At 37.4% G+C, this 22,684-nt stretch carries 20 protein-coding genes and 3 riboswitches; of the genes, 1 reads left to right on the forward strand and 19 read right to left on the reverse strand.

What is annotated here, in order from left to right; genetic code table 11:
• Positions 1–940: 940 nt before the first annotated feature.
• From ltrA to ACFSCX_RS14330, 19 genes are all read right to left on the reverse strand, one after another.
• Positions 941–2,224 carry a group II intron reverse transcriptase/maturase gene (gene ltrA / locus ACFSCX_RS14240; protein WP_377928911.1) on the reverse strand — a complete coding sequence of 428 codons (1,284 nt, stop codon included), beginning with the start codon at positions 2,222–2,224 and terminating at the stop codon, positions 941–943.
• A 530-nt stretch (positions 2,225–2,754) separates the two neighbouring features.
• A complete protein-coding gene (gene metQ, locus ACFSCX_RS14245) occupies positions 2,755–3,558 on the reverse strand; it encodes a methionine ABC transporter substrate-binding lipoprotein MetQ (protein WP_377928912.1) in 804 nt (267 codons plus the stop codon).
• 21 nt (positions 3,559–3,579) lie between these two features.
• Positions 3,580–4,248: a methionine ABC transporter permease gene (locus ACFSCX_RS14250; protein WP_377928913.1), complete on the reverse strand. Its 669-nt coding sequence runs from the start codon at positions 4,246–4,248 to the stop codon at positions 3,580–3,582.
• Positions 4,241–5,266, reverse strand: coding sequence for a methionine ABC transporter ATP-binding protein (locus ACFSCX_RS14255; protein ID WP_377928914.1), 1,026 nt, complete (start codon positions 5,264–5,266; stop codon positions 4,241–4,243). The genes ACFSCX_RS14250 and ACFSCX_RS14255 overlap by 8 nt, the downstream gene beginning before the upstream one ends.
• Positions 5,267–5,423: 157 nt before the next feature.
• A riboswitch (SAM riboswitch) is annotated at positions 5,424–5,532 on the reverse strand.
• A gap of 138 nt (positions 5,533–5,670) precedes the next feature.
• Positions 5,671–6,990: an O-acetylhomoserine aminocarboxypropyltransferase/cysteine synthase family protein gene (locus tag ACFSCX_RS14260; protein ID WP_377928915.1), complete on the reverse strand. Its 1,320-nt coding sequence runs from the start codon at positions 6,988–6,990 to the stop codon at positions 5,671–5,673.
• A 76-nt stretch (positions 6,991–7,066) separates the two neighbouring features.
• Positions 7,067–7,165, reverse strand: a riboswitch (SAM riboswitch).
• 26 nt (positions 7,166–7,191) lie between these two features.
• Entirely contained in the window at positions 7,192–8,289 is a 1,098-nt protein-coding gene (metX, locus tag ACFSCX_RS14265; protein ID WP_377928916.1) for a homoserine O-acetyltransferase MetX, read from the reverse strand.
• A 67-nt stretch (positions 8,290–8,356) separates the two neighbouring features.
• A riboswitch (SAM riboswitch) is annotated at positions 8,357–8,468 on the reverse strand.
• Between the two features lie 110 nt (positions 8,469–8,578).
• Entirely contained in the window at positions 8,579–8,917 is a 339-nt protein-coding gene (locus tag ACFSCX_RS14270; protein WP_377928917.1) for a hypothetical protein, read from the reverse strand.
• 482 nt (positions 8,918–9,399) lie between these two features.
• Positions 9,400–9,909, reverse strand: coding sequence for an RNA polymerase sigma factor (locus tag ACFSCX_RS14275; RefSeq protein ID WP_377928918.1), 510 nt, complete (start codon positions 9,907–9,909; stop codon positions 9,400–9,402).
• 13 nt (positions 9,910–9,922) lie between these two features.
• Positions 9,923–11,929, reverse strand: coding sequence for a DUF6449 domain-containing protein (locus ACFSCX_RS14280; RefSeq protein WP_377928919.1), 2,007 nt, complete (start codon positions 11,927–11,929; stop codon positions 9,923–9,925).
• Positions 11,904–12,803 carry an ABC transporter ATP-binding protein gene (locus ACFSCX_RS14285; RefSeq protein WP_377928920.1) on the reverse strand — a complete coding sequence of 300 codons (900 nt, stop codon included), beginning with the start codon at positions 12,801–12,803 and terminating at the stop codon, positions 11,904–11,906. Before ACFSCX_RS14285 ends, ACFSCX_RS14280 begins: the two co-directional genes overlap by 26 nt.
• Complete coding sequence (locus ACFSCX_RS14290) at positions 12,787–13,185, reverse strand: GntR family transcriptional regulator (RefSeq protein ID WP_377928921.1); 399 nt, start codon at positions 13,183–13,185, stop codon at positions 12,787–12,789. Before ACFSCX_RS14290 ends, ACFSCX_RS14285 begins: the two co-directional genes overlap by 17 nt.
• A gap of 421 nt (positions 13,186–13,606) precedes the next feature.
• The gene (locus ACFSCX_RS14295) at positions 13,607–13,909 is read right to left on the reverse strand and encodes a thioredoxin family protein (RefSeq protein WP_377928922.1); all 303 of its coding nucleotides are present in this window, start codon (positions 13,907–13,909) and stop codon (positions 13,607–13,609) included.
• Positions 13,910–13,926: 17 nt separating this feature from the next.
• A complete protein-coding gene (locus ACFSCX_RS14300; RefSeq protein WP_377928923.1) occupies positions 13,927–14,274 on the reverse strand; it encodes a toprim domain-containing protein in 348 nt (115 codons plus the stop codon).
• Positions 14,275–14,670: 396 nt separating this feature from the next.
• Positions 14,671–14,913: a YusG family protein gene (locus tag ACFSCX_RS14305; protein WP_377928924.1), complete on the reverse strand. Its 243-nt coding sequence runs from the start codon at positions 14,911–14,913 to the stop codon at positions 14,671–14,673.
• Positions 14,914–14,970: 57 nt separating this feature from the next.
• Positions 14,971–15,354 (reverse strand): glycine cleavage system protein GcvH, encoded by a 384-nt coding sequence (gcvH, locus tag ACFSCX_RS14310; RefSeq protein WP_377928925.1) that lies wholly within the window; start codon positions 15,352–15,354, stop codon positions 14,971–14,973.
• A 95-nt stretch (positions 15,355–15,449) separates the two neighbouring features.
• A complete protein-coding gene (locus ACFSCX_RS14315; RefSeq protein WP_377928926.1) occupies positions 15,450–15,806 on the reverse strand; it encodes an arsenate reductase family protein in 357 nt (118 codons plus the stop codon).
• Between the two features lie 282 nt (positions 15,807–16,088).
• Positions 16,089–17,873 (reverse strand): acyl-CoA dehydrogenase family protein, encoded by a 1,785-nt coding sequence (locus ACFSCX_RS14320; protein WP_377928927.1) that lies wholly within the window; start codon positions 17,871–17,873, stop codon positions 16,089–16,091.
• A gap of 33 nt (positions 17,874–17,906) precedes the next feature.
• Positions 17,907–19,082, reverse strand: a complete 1,176-nt coding sequence (locus ACFSCX_RS14325; protein WP_377928928.1) for an acetyl-CoA C-acetyltransferase — start codon at positions 19,080–19,082, stop codon at positions 17,907–17,909.
• A gap of 221 nt (positions 19,083–19,303) precedes the next feature.
• On the reverse strand, positions 19,304–21,685 hold the full coding sequence (locus tag ACFSCX_RS14330) for a 3-hydroxyacyl-CoA dehydrogenase/enoyl-CoA hydratase family protein (RefSeq protein WP_377928929.1): 2,382 nt from the start codon (positions 21,683–21,685) through the stop codon (positions 19,304–19,306).
• Between the two features lie 187 nt (positions 21,686–21,872).
• On the opposite strand from ACFSCX_RS14330, the gene ACFSCX_RS14335 reads away from it, so the two are divergent.
• Entirely contained in the window at positions 21,873–22,025 is a 153-nt protein-coding gene (locus tag ACFSCX_RS14335) for a YuzL family protein (protein ID WP_377928930.1), read from the forward strand.
• The last annotated feature ends 659 nt before the right edge of the window (positions 22,026–22,684 follow it).

Consider the following 22,684-nt stretch of genomic DNA (forward strand, 5'->3'; position numbering starts at 1 on the left):
TACTTCCTTTTTACTTACCTCTACCTTTGTTTACTTACCTCGTTTGACTTTTTACTTACCTCGTTTCTCCTTTTACTTACCTGTACTTCCTTTTTACTTACCTCTACCTTTGGTTACTTATCTCATTTTGCTTTTTACTTACCTCGTTTCTCCTTTTACTTACCTGTACTTCCTTTTTACTTACCTCTACCTTTGGTTACTTACCTCGTTTGACTTTTTACTTAACTCGTTTCTCCTTTTACTTACCTGTACTTCCTTTTTACTTACCTCTACCTTTGGTTACTTACCTCGTTTTGCTTTTTACTTACCTCGTTTCTCCTTTTACTTACCTGTACTTCCTTTTTACTTACCTGTACCTTTGTTTACTTACCTCGTTTTGCTTTTTACTTATCTCGTTTCTCCTTTTACTTACCTGTACTTCCTTTTTACTTACCTCTACCTTTGTTTACTTACCTCGTTTGACTTTTTACTTAACTCGTTTCTCCTTTTACTTACCTGTACTTCCTTTTTACTTACCTCTACCTTTGTTTACTTACCTCGTTTTGCTTTTTACTTACCTCGTTTCTCCTTTTACTTACCTGTACTTCCTTTTTACTTACCTGTACCTTTGGTTACTTACCTCGTTTGACTTTTTACTTAACTCGTTTCTCCTTTTACTTACCTGTACTTCCTTTTTACTTACCTCTTCCTTTGTTTACTTACCTCGTTTGACTTTTTACTTTCCTCGTTTCTCCTTTTACTTACCTGTACTTCCTTTTTACTTACCACTGTATCTTTTTACCTAGCTCGCTTTGGATCCTACTTTACTTATCCCGTTCCTTTGTATACTTACAACGTTTTCTTATCCTACAATAATATAATCGAGTAGGAGGAGGTGACTAACCTCCGACCTCTCACACCACCGTACGTACGGTTCCGTATACGGCGGTTCAATTTTATTCTAAGCATGTACTTTATTGTAGTGTTGAACACAAGAGGTTAGACCGAAAGCGGCTAATCTCTTATTTGTTATAGTTGTAGTAAGTACCCACGAATAGGCGATTCTAGCCACACCCTTGCTTGTGTGGCTATATTTATATGCATTATTCCAATTCATCCCTAGCTTAATCAGGTTCTTTCGGCGATTCTTCGCTGTTTTCCACTTCTTCCAAATACACATTCTTAGTCGAAATCTTGTGTGGGAGTCAATGTTTCTAAGCAAAGTTTTCATGTAACCAACTTTAAAATAGTTAATCCATCCTCTAACTAGTTGATTAATACGCTCCACTTGGTACTTCGTCCCAACACTCCAATTCTTCCTAGTTAATTGTTTAAGTTTGTATTTGAAGTATTCTACTGACTTATGATGAGGTTTAGCTTTGTATACCTCCGCTAGCTTGTCTTTAAAGAAGCCGAACCCTAAGAATTTCATATCTGGCTCGTTCGGTGTGATAACCCTTGATTTTTCGACATTAACAATTAGACCTAGTTTTTCCTCAATGAATTTTGTCACAGACCTCATCACTCGTTTGGCTGCCATCTCACTTTTCACAAGGATAATACAATCATCTGCATAACGTACAAAGTGTAGACCACGGTTCTCTAATTCTTTATCCAGTTCGTTAAGCATGATATTGCTTAGTAGTGGAGATAAATTTCCTCCTTGCGGAGTACCTATTACGGTTTCTTTGTAGTCTTCATCTATTTGAACACCACTCACTAGAAACTTTCGAATAAGAGAAATCACATCTCCGTCACTGACTGTTCTTGATACCAGATTCATTAGTCTGTCGTGATGTACTGTGTCGAAGAAACGCTCGAGGTCTATATCCACTATCCAGTCGTAGCCATCATTCATGAATTCTAAAGCTTGTAAGATCGCCATTTCTGCATATCGTTTGGGTCTGAATCCGTAACTATACTCGCTAAAACCCTTGTCAAACATAGGGGTGAGAACTTGTGCTATTGCTTGTTGAATGACTCTATCTATGACGGTAGGTATACCTAGTAGTCGTTTCCCCCCATTTGGTTTCGGTATTTCTACTCTTAAAACCGGTTGAGGTTGATATTTTCTCCCTCTGATTTGTTGGATAATCTCAGCTTTGTTCATTGCCAAATATCCCTCCAACTCATCTACCGTCATACCATCGACACCTGCTGCACCTTTGTTTTTCTTCACCTGTTTAAATGCCTGGTTAAGATTGTCTCTATCAAGAATCTCATCAAGTAGTTTTCTTTCATACATGCTTGTTATTTCCTTTCCCTTCTCGTAGAAATGGTATCCACTTTTCCGCATTGTGCCAGTGGTCTATTTCCTCTCCCAATCGAGATTTCTATAACGATAAAATTGTTCGGCCCTTCGCTCCTTCTAACTTTCATTAGATATCTCCACTACTACGGCTTATGCTGACTTCTCACTATCCAGTCTTGTATCACTACAAGGGTTTGGTGTAGACCAGTGAGACCTCCCCAGTTAAGGTGCGAACTCTTTCCCTTCATCCATCTGCCATATATACACCGTATGATACAGTAGCTATCGGACTTTGACTTCTTATGCAGTCTTATCCTCATACGTTGCCTCTTATATGGTTTCTGTTCGTCAGACCGAAGGTTTGCCTCGAGCTTCCTTCAGATTCCACGTCACCGTGGACACCCTTGCTTTTAGCTATGTACTTACCGCTACAAGGTCGTACTCGGGACTTTCACCCGTTAGAGTTCGCCCATGCTGGGCGAACATAAAACGCCTAAGCATTTTGCTTAGGCGTGATCAAAGTTTTATTCACTTACAGGAACTACTGCACCCTCATATTTTTCTGTAATAAAGCTTTGGATTGCTTCAGAACGAAGTACCTCAACTAGTGTCTTAATAGCTTCCAGATTTTCGTCGCCAGTACGTACAGCAATAATGTTTACATAAGGTGAATCTGGTCCTTCTATCGCAATGGCATCTTTTAATGGATTTAATCCCGCGTCAATTGCGTAGTTTGTGTTGATTAGCACTGCGTCCCCCTCATTGTTATTATAAACTTGTGGAAGTAAGCCTGCTTCAACATCTGCCTTGAATACTAAGTTCTTTGGATTTTCAGCAATATCATCAACTGTAGCTGTTGTTGTGTCGATACCTTCTGTTAGAGTAATTAACCCTTGGCTTTGTAACATTGTTAATATACGTCCATGATCTGCAACAGAGTTACTCATAATGATTGTTGCTCCATCAGGTAGTTCATCTAGACTTTTGTATTTTTGTGAATATACACCGATAGGTTCGATGTGAATTCCACCAGCGTTTACGAAGTCATATTCATTTTCAGCAATTTGTGCTTCTAAGTAAGGAATGTGCTGGAAATAGTTTGCATCGATTTCTTCATCAGCTAATGCTTTGTTTGGTAAAATATAATCTTGGAAAGGAATGATTTCTAATTCAATTCCCTTTTCTGCTAAAATTGGTTTTGCTTGTTCTAAAATTTCAGCGTGTGGTACGTTTGAAGCTCCTACCACTAACTTTCCTTCGTTACCGCCACAAGCTGCTAATGTAAATAATACTGCTACTAAACTAACAAATGTTAAAATCTTTTTCATGTTGTCTTCTCTCCTTATTTTTTATCTTTTATCTATAGATGATGTGACAATGTCACCGATAAACTGAATAATAAATACAATAATTAAAATGAAAATCGTTGATATTAGCGTTACATCATTTTGATTTCGTTGAAATCCGTCCAAGAAAGCTAAGTTTCCAAGACCACCCGCTCCAACAACACCTGCCATCGCCGTGTATCCGACTAACGCAATGGCTGTAACCGTTATTCCTGATACGAGTGCCGGCATTGACTCTGGAAGTAAGACTTTCCATATAATCGTTCCGGTCGTTGCTCCCATTGCCCTCGATGCTTCAATGACTCCTTTATCAATTTCTCGAAGTGCAATTTCTACCATTCTTGCATAAAACGGTGCTGCTCCTATGATGAGCGCCGGTAAAGCTGCATTGGATCCTAGCATCGTTCCAACGATAAACTTCGTAAATGGAATTAACAGTATAATAAGGATAATAAACGGAATTGAGCGGAAGATATTGACGATTCCAGCAATCGTTTGGTTGACGGTTTTGTTTTCCCATAAATTCCCTTTACCGGTTAAAAACAATAGGAGTCCTAAAATTACCCCGAATACAAATGTTGCTAGAACAGAAACAGCTGTCATATAAAGTGTTTGCAGAGTAGCATCAATCATTTTGTCCCACTTTACATTTGGTAGAAGTTGATTAAACACTTGAAATCACCTCCACACCGACTGACTGCTCTCTTATATAAGAAATAGCTTTTTCTACTTCAGTGTCTTCTCCATCAATGTGAAGAAATAATGCACCATAGGCTCCCGTTTGTAGTTGAGCAATTTTCCCTTGAAGTATATTGACCGTAATATTAAAGTTACGAATTACATTTGAAATGACTGGCTGCTCGGTTCCCTCTCCTACAAACGTCAACTGAATGACCTGACCATTTGGATAACGATGAAGTAAATGTTCAACCGTTTCCTTCGTTTCTTCTGGCTCAGTTAGTTGACCGACAAAACGCTTCGTAATAGGCTCCTGTGGATTTTTAAACACCTGCAACACATCGCCTTCTTCAACGACAATCCCATTTTCCATAACCGCAACACGATGGCAAATTTTACGAATGACATGCATTTCATGAGTGATAAGCACGATCGTGAGTCCGAGTCTTTCATTGATGTCGACTAGTAAATCTAGGATGGAATCGGTTGTTTGAGGATCTAAAGCTGAAGTCGCTTCATCACACAGTAGTACCTTTGGATTATTGGCTAATGCCCGTGCAATTCCAACACGTTGTTTTTGTCCACCACTTAGCTCAGAAGGATAGGCATCCCCTCTCCCCTCAAGGCCAACAAGCTTAATCAGTTCATTTACTCTCTTTACTTGCTCCTGTTTTTGGACACCAGCTATCTCTAATGGGAAGGCTATATTTTCTCTTACCGTTCTAGACCAAAGCAAGTTAAAGTGCTGAAAAATCATACCAATCTCCTGTCTTGCCTGTCTCAGCTCTCTGCCATTGATCTTAGCCATATCTCTTCCAGCGACAATGATTGATCCATCTGTTGGTTTTTCTAGCTGGTTAAACATTCGGATAAGTGTGCTTTTCCCTGCTCCACTATACCCAATGATTCCGAATATTTCTCCTTCTGCTATTTCCAGGTTAATTCCATTCACCGCGGTAACCTTCCCAGATTTTGAAGAGAATACTTTTTTTATATTCTTTAATGCAATCATGTTTTCCTCACCTTCTTTCCCTAAGTATCTTTATCGAATTACTACGGATAGTGTCATCGTCGTATCATATTTTTCCTTTAGTAAAAGGAAAAATATTAGATTAGAACAAAAAACCCTTTCTGCAATATGACAGAAAGGGTAAACATTCGTTTCCTCTCTCTCATCTTCCAAAGCAAACGCTTTGTAGGAATTGGCACCATTTCAACATCTTGTTGACGGTTGCCGGGTTTCATAGGGCCCAGTCCCTCCACCTCTCACGATAAGAGTTGTGTACGCATACACACTTTATTCAATTAGCACTTTAAATCACTCAAGGAAAAATTATTACGAAGGTAATCTTAGCATGTGCATGATTTAATCGTCAATACCTATTTTAAAATAATTTTATAGTATTCTTGTAACTATCAATCTACTGTTGCCTCTTTCCTGATTTCATTAGACACACCAGAAGCAAGAATGAGTGCTTGATTTAAATCATTCGTTAAATCTCTCACGGATTCAAGACCAATAGACAGACGTACTAACTCTTCAGTCACACCGGTTGCTATTAGTTGGTCACTAGTTAATTGAGAATGTGTAGTTGAAGCTGGATGAATGACAAGGGACCTTGCATCACCAACATTGGCTAAGTGGGACCATAGTTCAAGCGAATCAATAAATTTCTTACCTGCGTCTCTGCCACCCTTAATTCCAAAGACAACCACTGCCCCCTGACCTTTTATTAAGTATTTTTTTGCGAGAACAAACGATTCATGAGATTTAAGTCCTGGATATGAGACCCAATCAACTGATGGATGATTCACTAAATATTGTGCTATTTCCTTTGCGTTTTTAACATGTTTTTCCATTCGGAGCTGTAGTGTTTCAAGCCCTTGCAAAAGTAGAAATGCATTAAAAGGACTCAAGCATGAACCAAAATCTCGTAATAGCTGAACACGCAATTTAATGATATACGCCGCTTCACCAATATCTATATAACGTAAGCCGTTATAGCTAGGATCTGGATCTGTGAATCCAGGGAACTTATCACTGTTCCAATTAAATTTCCCTCCATCTACAATGAGCCCCCCAATGGAGTTTCCGTGACCTCCAATCCACTTCGTTGCTGAATGAACAACAATATCTGCACCCCATTTTAATGGTTTACAAAGCGACGGAGTGGCAAAAGTATTATCCACAATTAAAGGAATACCTGCCTCATGTGCAATATTGGCTACTGCTTCAATATCAAGAATTTGCAAACTCGGGTTTCCAATCGTTTCGGCGAATACCGCCTTCGTCTTATTAGTTATGGCTTTCTTAAAATTTTCTGGGTTGGAAGAATCTACAAACGTAACCTTAATTCCATATTTCGGAAAAGTCGTGGAAAATAAATTATAGGTCCCTCCATACAAATTAGTAGCCGCTACAATCTCATCGCCTGCATGTGCAATATTCAAGATTGCTAACGTAATTGCAGCCTGACCTGAAGAGGTAGCAACAGCACCAACCCCCTCTTCTAAAAGAGTGATTCTCTTTTCAAGCACATCAACAGTCGGGTTTCCAATTCTAGAGTAAATATTTCCTGGTTCTTCTAAAGAGAATAATCGGCTAGCATGGTCTGTATCCTCAAATACATATGAGCTGGTTTGGTAGATGGGAACCGCCCTTGAACCAGTAGTCTGATCAGGTGAATACCCTCCATGTAATAATAATGTTTCTAATTCATAAGCTTGATTTGTCATTTCATCTTCCCCTTTCTAATAATGTATTTCAATAAAAAAACACCCTATTTAAGAAGAGGATGACGGATAATTCCCCTTCTTATCTTTCAGAATTAATAAATCTCTGCTGGAATTAGCACCTATATATGGTTGCCGGGTTTCAATGGGCCAGTCCCTCCACCGCTCTTGATAAGAAGTTTATAGAATTTTCAAAGAGTGTAATTATCTTTCCTTTTGCCTGACAGAACACAACTCCTGCTCCAGTATTTTCCCCCATTTTTCAAACTCGACAAGAAAACCATCGTGCCCGAAGGCAGTCGGAATCACATAATGAGACGCTACTCCATTTCTTGCTTGGTATAAGGTAACCAATTCTTCTAGAAGATTAGCAGGATATAGTAGGTCATCCTCAAAGCTAAAGGCAACAATTTTTGATTGAAAAAGTTCTACTGCCTCTCTCCACCCCCCACGATTAAATCCAATATCATGATGATCCATTGCCTTCAGTAAATACAAATAACTATTCGCATCAAAACGATTGATAAATTTTTCACCTTGATACTTTAAATAGGATTCTATTTGATACGTACTGTCTTTAGAACTTTCACCTCCTATATCACATTTTTTTCGTTGAAACCTAGTATTGAACTGTCCTGCAGAACGATACGATATCATCCCAATCATTCTAGCTATTCCCATACCATTCCTTGGATTTTCACTATAGTTACCATCTACCCAATTAGGATCACTTGTAATGGCATATCGTGCAATCGTATTAAAGGCGATGCTATAGTCGCTTACATATGGGGAAGTAGCTAACGGAATAAGCAGTGGTGCAAAATTCGGGTACAATATCCCCCATTCCAAGACTTGCATTCCCCCAAGAGAACCGCCTATTATTGAGTGAACCTCATGAATTCCTAAACTCTTCAATGCAATATAGTGACTCCTTACGATATCTCTTATAGTAATTGACGGAAAAGATGAACCATACTTCTGTCCATCCCCGTTATTTGAGGTGGGTCCTGTTGAACCATTACAACCTCCTAAGACATTAAGTGTAATTACTTGCCATTTCTCAGTATCAATGTTATTTCCAGGTCCGATTAATCCTGACCACCAGCCAGGATTTTTTAATGACCCAACGGCATGTTGGTTACCGGTTAGAGCATGACAGATTAATAGGATTGGTGCCCCTACACACCCTACTCTTTCGTACGCTATCGTTACGTTGTTAATCGTTTCCCCATGTTCAGTTTGGAAGTCACCAATCCGTATTTCCCCATTTTCAAACTCAAGTGACCTTCTCGTCGTTAACAACAACCTGCCTCCTTTCTCAAACTAAAAAAGCCCTCTTCACAAGAAGAGGGCATCATTCAATCTACTCTTCTTATCTGCCAAAGCCATAAAGCTCCGCAGGAATTGGCACCGTGTTTTCAACTAAGAAAATCGGTTGCCGGGTTTCATAGGGCCAGTCCCTCCACCTCTCTGGATAAGATACTTTATTAAATTTTCTGAATAAATATTGATATGAATATAGCACATCTTTTTTCGACCTGTCAAACCATTTTTTTAACTTTCTTACAATAACATAATCCTATCTTTTTATTTATGCTGATAATTCAATGTTACATAATGCAAATAATGACTCCACTAATAAGATGTCTTTAAATGATCCAGTAATTTTCAGTTGATTTCTACTTTCAATTTTTCTTAATCTTTCTTTCCCCATCAAAAATGATTGGATACAAGTGAGGTCACCTTTTATCCAAAGGTCTGTTCTCTCCTGACAATCATTAAACACTTCACATCCTTGAGACGAAATCTTTAAGAATAATAGATCATATCCTGATTGAAATGAAATATACAACGGATTTACCGGGAGAATAGGTTTTAAATTTGGTTGAATTAGAACTACCTCTGTGAACTTTTCAAGTAATAGCTTCATGTATCTCAACCCTTTCACTTTTAGCTTACATACACCTTTCTACATATGAACGTTATCTACCTTTATGATTCGTTCGACAGATTATTAACCCTTACCTACGCTTCTACAATAAATGGTATATTTCCCAAGAAATATGTTACATTGTGTTATATAGTCGACACATTTCATTAGAATATACAAAAATTGAATATTTCCTGAGAAATATGTCAAATATTGCATAAGGACCATAGAAAAAATCAAGATGTATTCACTATTTATACACAGGTACGCTCTTGATCGCAAGTCACTTCTACTACCAATCTAATTGCCTTATTTGATACAGAAACTTGTATAGCACCAAGCCCTTACTAGTTGCTGATAGCATAGTTTTTATATGCAATATACTATTTGTACAGAAACAGAAGGTAACATTAGGTTCCATCATATTTTATTTTCTAGTAGCTAAAAAAGAGAGTTCACCTATAAGATGAACTCTTTTTCAATCAAGCACTATATGTTTGACCATATATTTTCTCTTTCAGCTGCTTTCTTGCACGGTAAAGTTTGATTTTAACGGTTCCTGATCTAATATCAAGTTTGTCAGCGATTTCCTTCTCTTTCAAACCATTATTTACTTTATGATGGATGATCGCTCTTTGATCAACACTAAGTAGTTTAATCTCATGTTCAACTCTTTCCTTTAATAAATCACACTGTACTTCATCTTCTAATACGTACTTTTCTGAGATTTCACTAAAATACTGATCTATATCTTCAATCGAGACATGTACTCTCCTACTCTCTTTTCGAATCGCGTCTATAGCGGTCCTCTTTGCAATGACGGTTAACCAGGCACCCGCCTTTTCTGTAGCTGATATCGTATCAAACTTAACAAATGCCTTTATGAAGGTATCCTGAACAATGTCCTCCGTTAAATAATGGTCCCTTACCATTGCAAAAATGGTATTATACAACTTCTTATAAAAGGTTTGATACATTCCTTCACAATTCATTTTTATCGCCTTCTTATTTGAGTGAACTTTTTATGAAACTTGGCACTTTACCTTCTTTAAAACTCATCATTTCGACAATTTCGTTATTATCGAACACGAATGCAATGAAATATTGTCCCTCTAATTGATGTGTAGACTGTTCCCATGCCTGAATAATTTGTTCCTTGTCTGTGATTGTTAGTACGTCACTTTGTTTCTCAAGGTAATTAAGGAGGCTTTTAGGTGATTCTTTGTAAAAGAAATCCTTTAGTTCTTGACTACTTTTAATGATCAGTGCTTTTTGAAAGTCATTCCCTATGATGGATGCCTCTTCAAATTTATCATGCTCCTTTAACCAACTAATTGTATTGTAATAGTATGACTGCAAAGAGTAGTGCTCAAAATAGTGACGAGTATAACCATTTATCTGTGGTTCTTCCTGACTCTTTAAGCCCACTTCTACATTTGATAAGCTTCCCTGTTGATTTTGTATTTGATCATACGTCAGGCTTTCAATATCCTTTTTGAGTGATTGTAATAACGTTTCGATCTCCTCTTCATCAGAAATTGATACCGAACGAGATACAGGTCCACTTGGTGACAGACGTATTGTCTCAACGTCGCTACTGCTTAAATTTAGTAGATTAAAAGCAATCTTTTTATATTCTATTGATTCATAGATTGGTTTTAAATAAGAAGCATACTTTTCCCCTGCTTCAACGGTATATTGACGAACCATCTTATTCCCATTCTTTAACTCATAGACGATGAACACATGTCTACCTAACTGCTTTGAAGAATCAATATCTACTTCTTTCTCACTAATAATTTTTTCATGTAACCTAATAACGGATTCTATATTTTCTCTATCTTGAAGATAATGAATATTTTCAGTTTCTAAATTCATGTAGTGATATGCCATATCATTAAGATATATTCTTTCTATATCATCAATTTCTGGCGTTCTTTTTTCATAGCCCGTAGCATCAGAAATAATGAGAATGAATATACCAGCAACTACTATTGAATAGTAAGCAAAACCTATAATATTAATTTTTATTCTCCATGTTTTCTGTAAAATCATATCTGCAATTAGATATCCGATAATTGCTCCAACAATATATCCAAATATAGTCCATCCTATTGATTCCTGTACTTCACCAAAATATAATCCTGCAAATAACATGAAGCAAAATGTAACCCCATACTTAAAGATAGGCTTCAATACTGCAAAAACAATAGGACTTCCCGCACTTTCCAAGTTCCTTCTCTTATATAACCATATAGCTATAACGTAAAGTAATAATGCTATAACGATATAACTAATAATTTCAACATTCGTTGGAGAGAAATTTTGAATATCTAGTATTCTAGTAATGGGTGAAAAATACTGTTCAAATATTTTTTTAGTGTAATAATCACTTGCGTAACCATATGTAAATTCACCAATATGAAAACCCACTAAAATACTAATTCCAACAGGGAATAGTAAAAAAATATAGGTTAACACACCCTGTATTATGGAAATTCCTGATAGAGTACCAATTAATGTTCCAGCGGAAAAAAACAGCAAATTTAATGCTAATATGATAAATGCCCAATGAAATATGGAACCTAAGCTATAATATTCATCTAATTCCATGATTGGCTGCATCACCATCATTAATATAGTAATTAGCAAGACAGGTATAACAAGTATTCCAATTCCTAAAATATAATGATGGTTAAACAACGCTCCTCTTCTCATTGGTAGACTATGAAATAAATCAGAGGATTGCTTTACTTGCATAAATCTAAACATAAAAATGGCTGTTAGTATCGGTATTCCAAGCATAAGTATGATTTGAATATCATTATTATAAGAAAAAAGATTATCTACTATATAGTATTCCCGTTCAGGATATTCACTTGTTTTTATCATAATGAGTCTAAGTGGAATGGCGAATAAAAGTGCTATAAAATAAATAGCCCCTATCCACCCTGAACTTCTCAGACCTTGCAGTATTATTTCTTTATTAAACCAAGACGTTCTGGATTGCATATCCAACATCCCCCATTTCATAGATAAATATTTCCTCTAATGTAAGAGGAAGCATATCAAAGATAACTGGATTGTATGTTTGAAGGTGTTTATAGATAGCTTCTTCTTTACCTCGTACTATTAGAAGCAAGACACTACCTCGTTTTTCTCTATAAAGAATCGTTATGTCATTTGTCATTTCAATCTCATGATGATCTTTGAAAGCTATTTGTATTTTATGGATATCTGATTTTAAATCGTCTAAATCCTTTTCTAATAACACCTGACCTTTATGTAATATACCCACACTGTCACAAATATCTTCCACTTCTCTAAGATTGTGGGAGGAAACAATGATTGTCATTTTCCTATCGGCCACATCTTGAATTAGTAAGTTTCTAATTTTCTTTCTCATCACAGGATCTAAACCATCAAACGGCTCGTCTAGAATTAAGATCTCTGGCATGGATGAAAGTGCAATCCAAAATATAACTTGTCTCTGCATTCCTTTAGATAGTTTTTGAATTTTCTTGTTAAGGTCAATTTCAAAAACAGCTTTTAGATTTTGAAACCTCTCTTCTGACCAAGTAGGATAGAATGTGCTGTAGAAGTTTGCCATTTGACGGACCGTATATTGTGAAAAGAAATAAGGCGAGTCTGGGATGAAGAATAACTTTCGTTTTATTGTATCGTTTTCAAAAACAGACTGACCTTCAACTGTTATAGAGCCATGATCCTGTCGTAGTATCCCTGCTATTGTTCTTAACAGTGTCGTTTTTCCTGCTCCATTAGATCCTAGTAATCCATATATTGAACCTTTCTGAATGGCCATACTAACTTCCTTAATTCCTTCTGAACCCTCAAACATTTTGGAGAGGTTATTCACTTGAATCATTCGTCATACCTCCTCTACCGATTTCATCCACTTCTTCAAATATTTTGAGAATCTCATCCTTTTTCAATCCTAGAAATAATGCCTCTGAAAATAGTTTGACTAACTCTTGCTTAACTTTAATAATCTTTTCTTGATTAATAACTGTAGTTGCATCACTAACGAAGCTCCCTCTTCCCGGTACAGAATATATATATCCTTGTCTCTCAAGCTCCCGGTAGGCTTTCTGAATCGTATTTGGATTTATCGTAAGCTGTTGTGCAAGTGTTCTTACTGAGGGGAGTTGCTCATCAACTTTTAACATATCATTCATAATAAACTCCTTTAATTTTTCTACAAGTTGCTCATAAATCGGTGTTCTACTTCTTACATCAAGCTCAAACATAGCTACCTCCCGAACCCGTTCTATCCGTACTATTTGTGTTAGTACAGTTAGTATTATAATTCAATTCTTTATGTTTGAAAAGACCCAAAAATTAAAAATTTCCATATTCGTACAAATTAGTAAAAAGGGGGGGATTACTAATATCGGTGTAGTCAAACTCTTCCTTCTCAACTGACATCATAACTTTACATTCCCCATTGAAAAGAACAAAAGGCGCAAGCGCCCTGCTTAGCCTAAGGCAGAGCAAATGTTCCTAAATGAGAAAAAGGGCGTACTTCCCTTTTAATCATTTAGGGTTATTTGAGCTCGAGTGGCTGGGTGCTGGAGCCGGATTACTAAAGCACATCGTAATAAGATACAATCAAAACTTACATCCCTTATTCAAAAAAAAGACATTGATACACACGTGTATCAATGTCTTCTAATTCTTTAATTCTTTGTACAGATATTCAACGGACTGAAATGCAAATATCCGCTTTCTTACTTCTCCATGTTGAAAGAGAAGTAAACAAGGCACGCTTTGTATTTGCCATTTTTCCGCAACGTCTGGTATATAGTTTAAATCGACTTTTTTTAACGGCAAATCTGGAAGTAGTTCCTGTACAACTACTAACATCCGCTCAGCAACCTTACAAGTACCACAAATCGGTGTATAAAAGAAAATAGCTAGTTTATTCAACTCTTGTAGTTGATTAATTATTTGTTCCTTTCCCCATACCTCCATCCTTTTTTCTGTCACTCCTATAAGTATTTTGCATTCACATCTATATTAGCACTTAGTAAGACTGTTGCTATATGCTGTTCTGGTGCAGTAGCAACTTCACGGTACATTTTGTCAATATAAAGATGCTCTGCTTCAGGAAATTCTTTTCGAAACTGCTTTCTCAGTTTCTCACCGGCAGCATCAGAATCAGCTAAAATAAAGACTTCCTTATTGTACAATCGCTCGATCATTTCATCCAACATACTAATACTGATGGTACCATTTGTACAAATTATCTCGACCGGCTCATTTACAATCGTTTCTATTTTCTTTTTATCTGACTTTCCTTCGACTATGATGACTCTTTCCATTTCATTGAGAGACATAGCGTAACATCACCTTATATGAATTATCGTTATATAACACTATAATTACATACCTATTCGAAGATAAATAATTCTTTCTTGTTTTACATAAATTTTAGAAGTTACTAAGACCAGTAGACAAACTTAGAAAGGTCAGCACAGCCCTTCTTTTGAAAACAAAAGGCGCAAGGGCCCTGTTTTGTCACAACAAGCAAATGTTCCTAAAACAAAGGGTGCTATACCCCTTTTACTCATTTAGGGTTATTTGACCTCGAGTAGGATGAACCAGCAAAGATCGTCGCCATTTCATCTTGGTTGGGTGCTGGAGCTGGATTTAGCAGTAACATTGTATAAAACTAAACACCAGAAACTTATACTTTCTTAACTTATTAAAAAGGCAGTGGAAGCACCACTGCCTTAACACCAACCGTTTTCATCACAGTCGACATATTTTTGGTCTGGATTTGTTGTCACTTCCGTGTAATGATATATACGGTTGTTTTCTTGTTCATATCCAGACTTAAGGTCATATTGATTTCCTTGATTCGTAAAAAGCATTTTTCCGATTGGTTGTTCTTCGACAAATAAATCCATTTGATTTTGATTTAATTTCCCGACAACTCGATCTGTTATATCAAGCTTTCTTCGCTCAAGTACCATGCTGGAACACTCCCTATTGATGTAATAATCTTAGAGTGTCCAACTTTTATAATATCATTAATCTTCGTTAATCATTTCCTCGTACTGTTCAGCTGTCATTAAGTTTTCTACTTCACTTGGGTTAGAAGACTCAATTACAATCATCCAAGCTTTTTCATAAGGCGATTCATTCACAAATTCTGGGCTATCTTCTAAGTCCCCATTGATTTCAACTACTTTTCCACTAACAGGTGCATATAGCTCAGAAACTGTTTTCACTGATTCTACACTTCCAAATGGCTCGTTAATTGTGATTTCGTCCCCAACCTCAGGAAGCTCAACAAATACAATATCCCCTAATTCGGATTGAGCAAAATCTGTAATCCCGATACGAATCTTATTTCCTTCAACCTTTACCCACTCATGCTCTTCTGAATAACGTAATTCCTTAGGTGTATTCATTCCTATCCCTCCAAGAATATATCAAAAGTTAATATTAGAAAAATTTGATCCGCCATAGGCATAACCAAAATTTTTACTTAAAAATGGTTTGTCGCTTAAATCCAAGTTTCTTCAAACTGTTTTTCATTAAACCCAACTGTTACTTTACTTCCATCATACACAATTGGCCTTTTCACCAGCATTCCGTCAGAAGCTAAGATGGAAAGTAACTCGTCCTCAGATGCTGTTGGGATTTTATCTTTAAGTCCTAGCTCACGGTATTTCATACCACTCGTATTGAAAAATTTTTTTAACTCAAGCCCGCTTTTTTGGTATAGCTCCGTTAGGGTTTCCTTTGTTGGAGCATTTTCAACAATATGTACCTCATTAAAAGATAGGTTATGCTGTTCTAGCCAATTTTTAGCTTTTCGGCAAGTCCCACATTTGGGGTACGAATAGAATGTTAATGACAACGTTTTCACCACCACGTTATAGGATACACATATTTCTGTATTTTAACATAAAAAGCATAGTTTTCCTAATACTCTCTTTGGTTCCTACTACATATTCGACTAAATTTGTCATAGTCCTTCTACCAATTTTAATTCAAATAAAGAAAATTAGAAAGTCTAGCTAATAATTGCAAAGTCTTTCTGTGATATGTCTAGATGAATCTAGAGTCAAATACTGGGAATTTTTAATACGTTCTTTTTTCACTAAAAGGCTCCTAGAAAAATTTCTAGGAGCCATTCCTTTTATACAGTGAATTTTTCAGCTTCAATGATACTTGCTGCAATTTCGCGCTTCTTCGCAATTACATTAATTGGTGTGTGGCGAGTAAACTTTCTTAATGCAGAAAGCATCATTCGTAATGTGTCGCCTTGTTCCGTTGCAATTAATGTTTCTTTTGCATGTGCTTCAATTTCATTAAATGCTTCTTGGCAGAATACTTGAGTATATAATACCTTTTGCTTATTTTTATCAAGACCTGTTTTGTTAATCGCCTTTTCTGTACGTAATAAAGCAGATTCCATTGAGTACACATGGCTTACGATATCTGCAATATTTACAAGAATCTCTTGTTCTTTCTCTAGCTTAGGACCGAACTTTTGAGCAGCAAGTCCTGCGATCATTAGACCAATCTTCTTAGCATTACGTACTAAGTACTTTTCTTGCTCAAGAACTCCATCGCCCACTTCTTCAGGCATTAGCATCATTAATTCCTCTTGAAGAGCTTGAGCTTTTTGAAGCAATGGAAGCTCACCCTTCATTGCTTTACGTAAGAAGGTTCCTGGAACTAATAAACGGTTAATTTCGTTTGTCCCTTCAAAGATACGGTTAATACGAGAGTCACGGTACGCTCTTTCTACCTCATACTCTTGCATAAATCCATAGCCTCCGTGGATTTGAACACCCTCATCGGCGATATAATCTAATGTTTCGGAACCGAACACTTTATTTAACGAACACTCAATTGCATATTCAGCAATAGAGGCTGCCACTGCACGACCGTCTTTAATTTCTTCTTCTGTTAATTTGCTCATGCGCTCTTCGAACAATCCAACGGTACGATATACAGAGCTCTCCATTGCATATAGCATTGTTGCCATATTCGCAAGCTTTTCTTGAATAAGAGAGAATTTTGAAATTGGTGTTTTAAATTGTTGACGTTGGTTCGCATATTGAGCTGATACCTCTAATATACGCTTCGATCCACCAATCGTACCTACCGCTAGCTTATAGCGCCCAATGTTAAGAATGTTAAAGGCAATTACGTGACCTTTTCCTAGTTCACCAAGTAAATTTTCTTTTGGTACTAGTGCATCTTCTAGAATTAAAGTACGAGTAGATGATCCCTTAATCCCCATTTTCTTTTCTTCTGGACCAGTAGAAACTCCAGTGAATTCTTTTTCTACGATAAATGCTGAGAAGTGTTCGCCGTCTACTTTTGCATAAACAACGAATACATCAGCAAATCCAGAGTTTGTAATCCATTGTTTTTCACCATTAAGAACGTAGTGAGTGCCTTCTGCATTTAACTTTGCTGTCGCTCTTGCCCCTAAAGCGTCTGAACCTGAGCCTGGTTCTGTTAAAGCGTAAGCCGCGATTCTTTCACCAGTTGCTAAGTCTGGTAGGTATTGATGCTTTTGCGACTCATTACCGAAAAGAACAATCGGTAATGATCCAATCCCAACGTGTGCCCCATAAGAAAGTGAGAAGCTTCCAGCACGGGCAAACTTTTCAGTAATAACAGCAGAGCTAATCTTATCTAATCCAAGTCCACCGTACTCTTCCGGAACATCTGCACCTAAAAGACCTAGTTCACCTGCCTGTTTAAGCAGCTTTACAGATTTATCAAATTCATGATTTTCGATTGCTTCTAAATGTGGTAATACATCATTTACAACAAAGTCTTCTGTCGTTTTTGCAATCATCTTATGCTCTTCTGTAAAATCCTCTGGTGTAAAAACTCGTTCAGCCTCAACCTCTTCAATTAAAAAGCTTCCACCTTTAATTAAGCTATCTGTTGCTTTTGTCATTAAAAAAACCTCCTTATAATTGTTTTCGCATTTTTATAGTAATTCAAATATTCCAGCTGCTCCCATACCGCCACCAATACACATTGTCACCATACCGAACTGTACATTACGTCTCTTCATTTCATGAATGAGTGAAAGTGTTAGCTTCGTTCCAGAGCATCCCATTGGATGACCTAAAGCAATAGCTCCACCATTGACGTTTACGATTTCTTCATTTAGCCCTAATTCGCGAATAACAGCGATTGATTGGGATGCAAATGCTTCGTTTAATTCAATTAGCCCGATATCAGATAGTTCGAGTCCAGCAATCTTTAGTGCTCTTGGAATCGCTTCGATTGGTCCAATCCCCATAATTTCAGGAGGAACCCCAGCAACCGCGAACGAGCGGAACTTAGCTAACGGCTTTTGCCCTTCAGATAGAGCTTTCTCCTTATCCATTAATAGAACGGCTGCACCACCATCACTCATTTGTGACGAATTCCCAGCTGTTACACTTCCCTTTACATTAAAAGCAGGTCTTAATTTTGCAAGTGTTTCCAGAGATGTTTCTAAACGAACACCTTCGTCCTTGGAAAAAGTAAAACTCTTTTCCTGTAGCTTGTTGTTTCCATCTACTTGACGAAGCACTACTTCTACCGGCACGATCTCATCATAAAATTTACCCTCTGCAATGGCAGCTCCTGCACGCTGATGACTCCGCACTGCAAAAGCATCTTGATCCTCACGACTAATGCCATACTTCACTGCTACCTGTTCTGCCGTATGTCCCATTCCCATGTAATATTCAGGAGCCTTTTCTACAAGCTTTACATTTGGACGAACATTATGACCAACCATTGGAACGAGACTCATCGATTCGATTCCACCAGCAATAATCGTATCAGCTGATCCGAGCATAATTCGCTCAGCCCCAAATGCAATACTTTGTAATCCTGATGAACAGTAACGATTAATCGTAATTCCTGGTACAGTATTAGGAAGACCAGCTAAGCCCGCTATATTTCGAGCTACGTTCAAGCCTTGTTCAGCTTCAGGCTGGGCACACCCAATTATTAAATCATCTATATTTCCTTCGTAATTATTCGCTCTCTTTAACGTTTCCTGTACTGCAATTGCTCCTAGATCATCTGGACGAACAGTTGCAAGTGATCCGCGCTTAGCTTTCCCAACCGGTGTTCTTGCTCCTGCAACGATAACCGCTTCTCTCAAAGATATTCCCTCCATTTCATTTAAAAGCGCAGGCGACATTTGGATGATGTTGGTTTTGACCTTCTCGTCTGACTGACGAGCATCCTATTGCCCCCAGGCAATACCATATTCTTAAACAATGAAAAGGTGGTTTTCATTTTATCCATTTAACATTGTTTAATCTCATGACGAGCCTTTCCCTTTAACTAGTAACCTTATCTTGGCATTTTCCTAGTAATCTATTAATTACGCAATGGCTTTCCTTTTAAGAGCATGTGTTGCATACGCTGCTGTGATTTTGGTTCACCTACTAGACTTAAGAAAGCTTCTCTTTCTAAATCTAATAAGTATTGCTCGTCAACTTCAGTCCCATATGCTACTTTTCCACCCGATAACACATATGCAAGCTTCTTCGCAATTTTCAAATCATGCTCTGAAATGTATCCTGAGTGGTGCATACCATGTGCACCAAGAAGAAGTGTAGCGTAACCAGTATCACCAGCAACTGGGACCTTTTTACGTTTTGGCGCTTGGTAGCCCTTTTCAGCTAGAGCTAATACAGCCCGTTTTGCATCATGTAATAAGTGATCACCATTTATGCTTATTCCATCATGGCTAGTTAAGAAGTTATTGGTTCTTGCTTCCTCAGCGGAAGTTGCAACCTTTGCCATCGCAATGGTTTCAAATACGTGCGCTGTAATTTTTCCTAAATCCTTCTCTACCCCATTAGGTAGTCCCTCGAGATGGTGAATGTATAGCTCCTTGTTTCCTCCACCACCAGGGATTAATCCAACACCTACTTCTACTAGACCCATATACGTTTCCATAGATGCTTGAATATGAGAGGTTGGTAAACATACCTCTGCACCCCCGCCAAGAGTCATTCCAAACGGTGCTGCTACCACTGGTTTTGGGCTATATTTAATATTCATCATAGCTTGCTGGAAGTGTCGAACCACCATTTCGATTTCAAAATAGTTATCATCTTGGGCTTCCATTAAGATCATCGCTAGGTTGGCACCAACGCAGAAGTTCTTGCCTTGGTTTCCGATTACTAACCCTTCGTAGTTACGGTCTACTTCTTCAATTGCAAAATTGATCATCTGAATGATATCTAGACCGATTGCATTATTTGGAGAATGGAATTCAAGACCTGCTACTCCGTCCCCTAAATCTATTAAGCTAGCTCCACTGTTTTTCTTAATAACGCCATTTCTTTCTTTTAAGCCTTTTAAATGAATCACTTTCGGATTCGTTTGAATCAGCTTGTAGCTACCATCTTGATAGTACGTTAAGCCAGCTTCATCTTTTTTGTAAAAAGTAGTGTGACCTGCTTCTAGCATTTCTGTAATCCACGCAGGAACCTGTAAGCCTTCTGAAACCATTTTCTTGACTGAGTTTTCTAACCCAATTGCATCCCAAAGCTCAAATGGTCCTCTTTCCCAGCCGAAGCCCCATTTCATGGCATTGTCAATCGCAACGATATCATCTGCAATGACTTTCACTAACGCAGCCGAGTAAATAAGTGATGGTGCTGTAATGTTCCATAATAGCTCCCCAGCACGATCATCTGCATATAGAAGCGCTTTTAATTTATCTGCCCCTTTAGCTTGTTTGCTTACTTCAATCGATGCTGCTTTCAACTTCTTTCTTTCTCGATACTCTAATGTTTCAGGGTCAATCTCTAAAATTTCTTTCCCTTGTTTTAAGAAAAAGCCCTGGCCTGATTTACTTCCTAACCATTTATTTTCAAGCATTTTTTTCATAAAGGCAGGAATTTCAAATACTTCTTTTTCTGCTCCTTCAACTTGCTCATATACGTTATTTGCAACGTGTACAAATGTGTCAAGACCTACAACATCTAGTGTACGGAATGTCGCACTTTTCGGACGACCAATTAATGGACCGGTCACGGAGTCAACCTCTCCAACGCTATATCCACCTTTTATCATTTCTCGGACGGTTACAAGTAAACCATAGGTCCCTATGCGGTTAGCGATAAAGTTTGGCGTATCCTTAGCTTCAACAACACCTTTACCTAATACATCTTCCCCATATGTTTTCATAAATGATAGTACTTCTGGGTCTGTGTCCTTTGTCGGTATGACTTCAAGAAGTTTTAAATATCGAGGTGGGTTAAAGAAATGCGTGCCTAAGAAATGCTTACGGAAATCGTCAGAACGTCCTTCTGCCATTGCCTCAATGGAAATACCAGATGTATTGGAACTAACAATTGTTCCAGGCTTCCTTACTTCATCAATCCGAGCAAATACTTGCTTTTTTATATTTAAGTTTTCTACAACTACTTCGATAATCCAGTCAACTTCACTAAGACGCTCCATGTCGTCTTCCATGTTACCCGCTTCAATAAGAGAGAGGTTTTCTTTTGATGCTAAAGGTGCAGGTTTTTGTTTTAACAGCTTTTGAATGGCTGTTTGACTTAGACGGTTACGAACTACCTTATCCTCTAATGTAAGCCCTTTCTTTTGTTCGTCTTCTGTAAGATCTCTTGGTACAATGTCTAGCAATAATGAAGGAATTCCAATGTTAGCTAAGTGTGCTGCAATACCAGAACCCATTACACCAGATCCTAAAACAGCTACTTTTCGTATACGTCGACTCAACAATACTCTCCCCTTTCAACTTTTGAATGAATACTCATTCATTTTTTGCTCAAAAAAATATAACTTCTTATAAATCAACTATAAGTCATTTTGGAAATTTTCGCAATATATAAACGAATGAACATTCTCATAAAATCTGTCATTTTTCGTTCTTAGTGGGAAAACCTAATTAATGGAGGTGATACATATGGCAAAGCATAAAAAGAACCCGTCCAAAGCTGGAGTAAGTGCCGCAAGTGTTAAGGGGGACGCAGGTCCAACAGTCGAAAGAGACGGTGGCGGCAAAAGAACGAGTCAAAACCAGCAATACAAAAAACCAAACATGGGATCAGAAGAATAGGAGAGATTTTGGTTAGACTTGGGGGCTTTGTGGTAGGACTGTGGCCCCCATGCTTTAATGGAAAGAATTTGGTATGGATTGTCTTTTTAAAATTTGCTGGAAAGTTTTGTTGAATGGTGTGGGATGATTTTATGAATTGAATACTTTAATAGTTTATTAGCAAATCTCACAAAAAATGTAAGAATAATAGAAAATAGCAAAACAGGTTTTCATTTTGTTTAAAAATACTTGAGATATTACACTTCTTTCTATCGGGATTTGTTACTATATCATTTCTATCAGCAACTTTATGAGATTTATCAGCAACATTACAAAATTTATCGTCAACTTTACTAGTTCTATCAGCGACTTTTTAATTTTATCAGCAACTCTAGTTCGATATCAGCAACTTTTAATGTTTATCAGCAACTCATGCTTCGATATCAGCAACTTTTAATGTTTATCAGCAACTCATGCTCGTTATCAGCACCTTTTAATGTTTATCAGCAACTCATGCTTCGATATCAGCAACTTTTAATGTTTATCAGCAACTCATGCTCGTTATCAACACCTTTTAATGTTTATAGCAACTCATGCTCGTTATCAGCATCAGCAACTTCTTCTATTCTATCAGCAAGTCTGAATCATTCGGTATTAATACTCTTCTTCAGGAAGCTCTA

The organism is Bacillus salitolerans (assembly GCF_042680805.1).
Lineage (GTDB): Bacteria > Bacillota > Bacilli > Bacillales > SA4 > Bacillus_CJ > Bacillus_CJ salitolerans.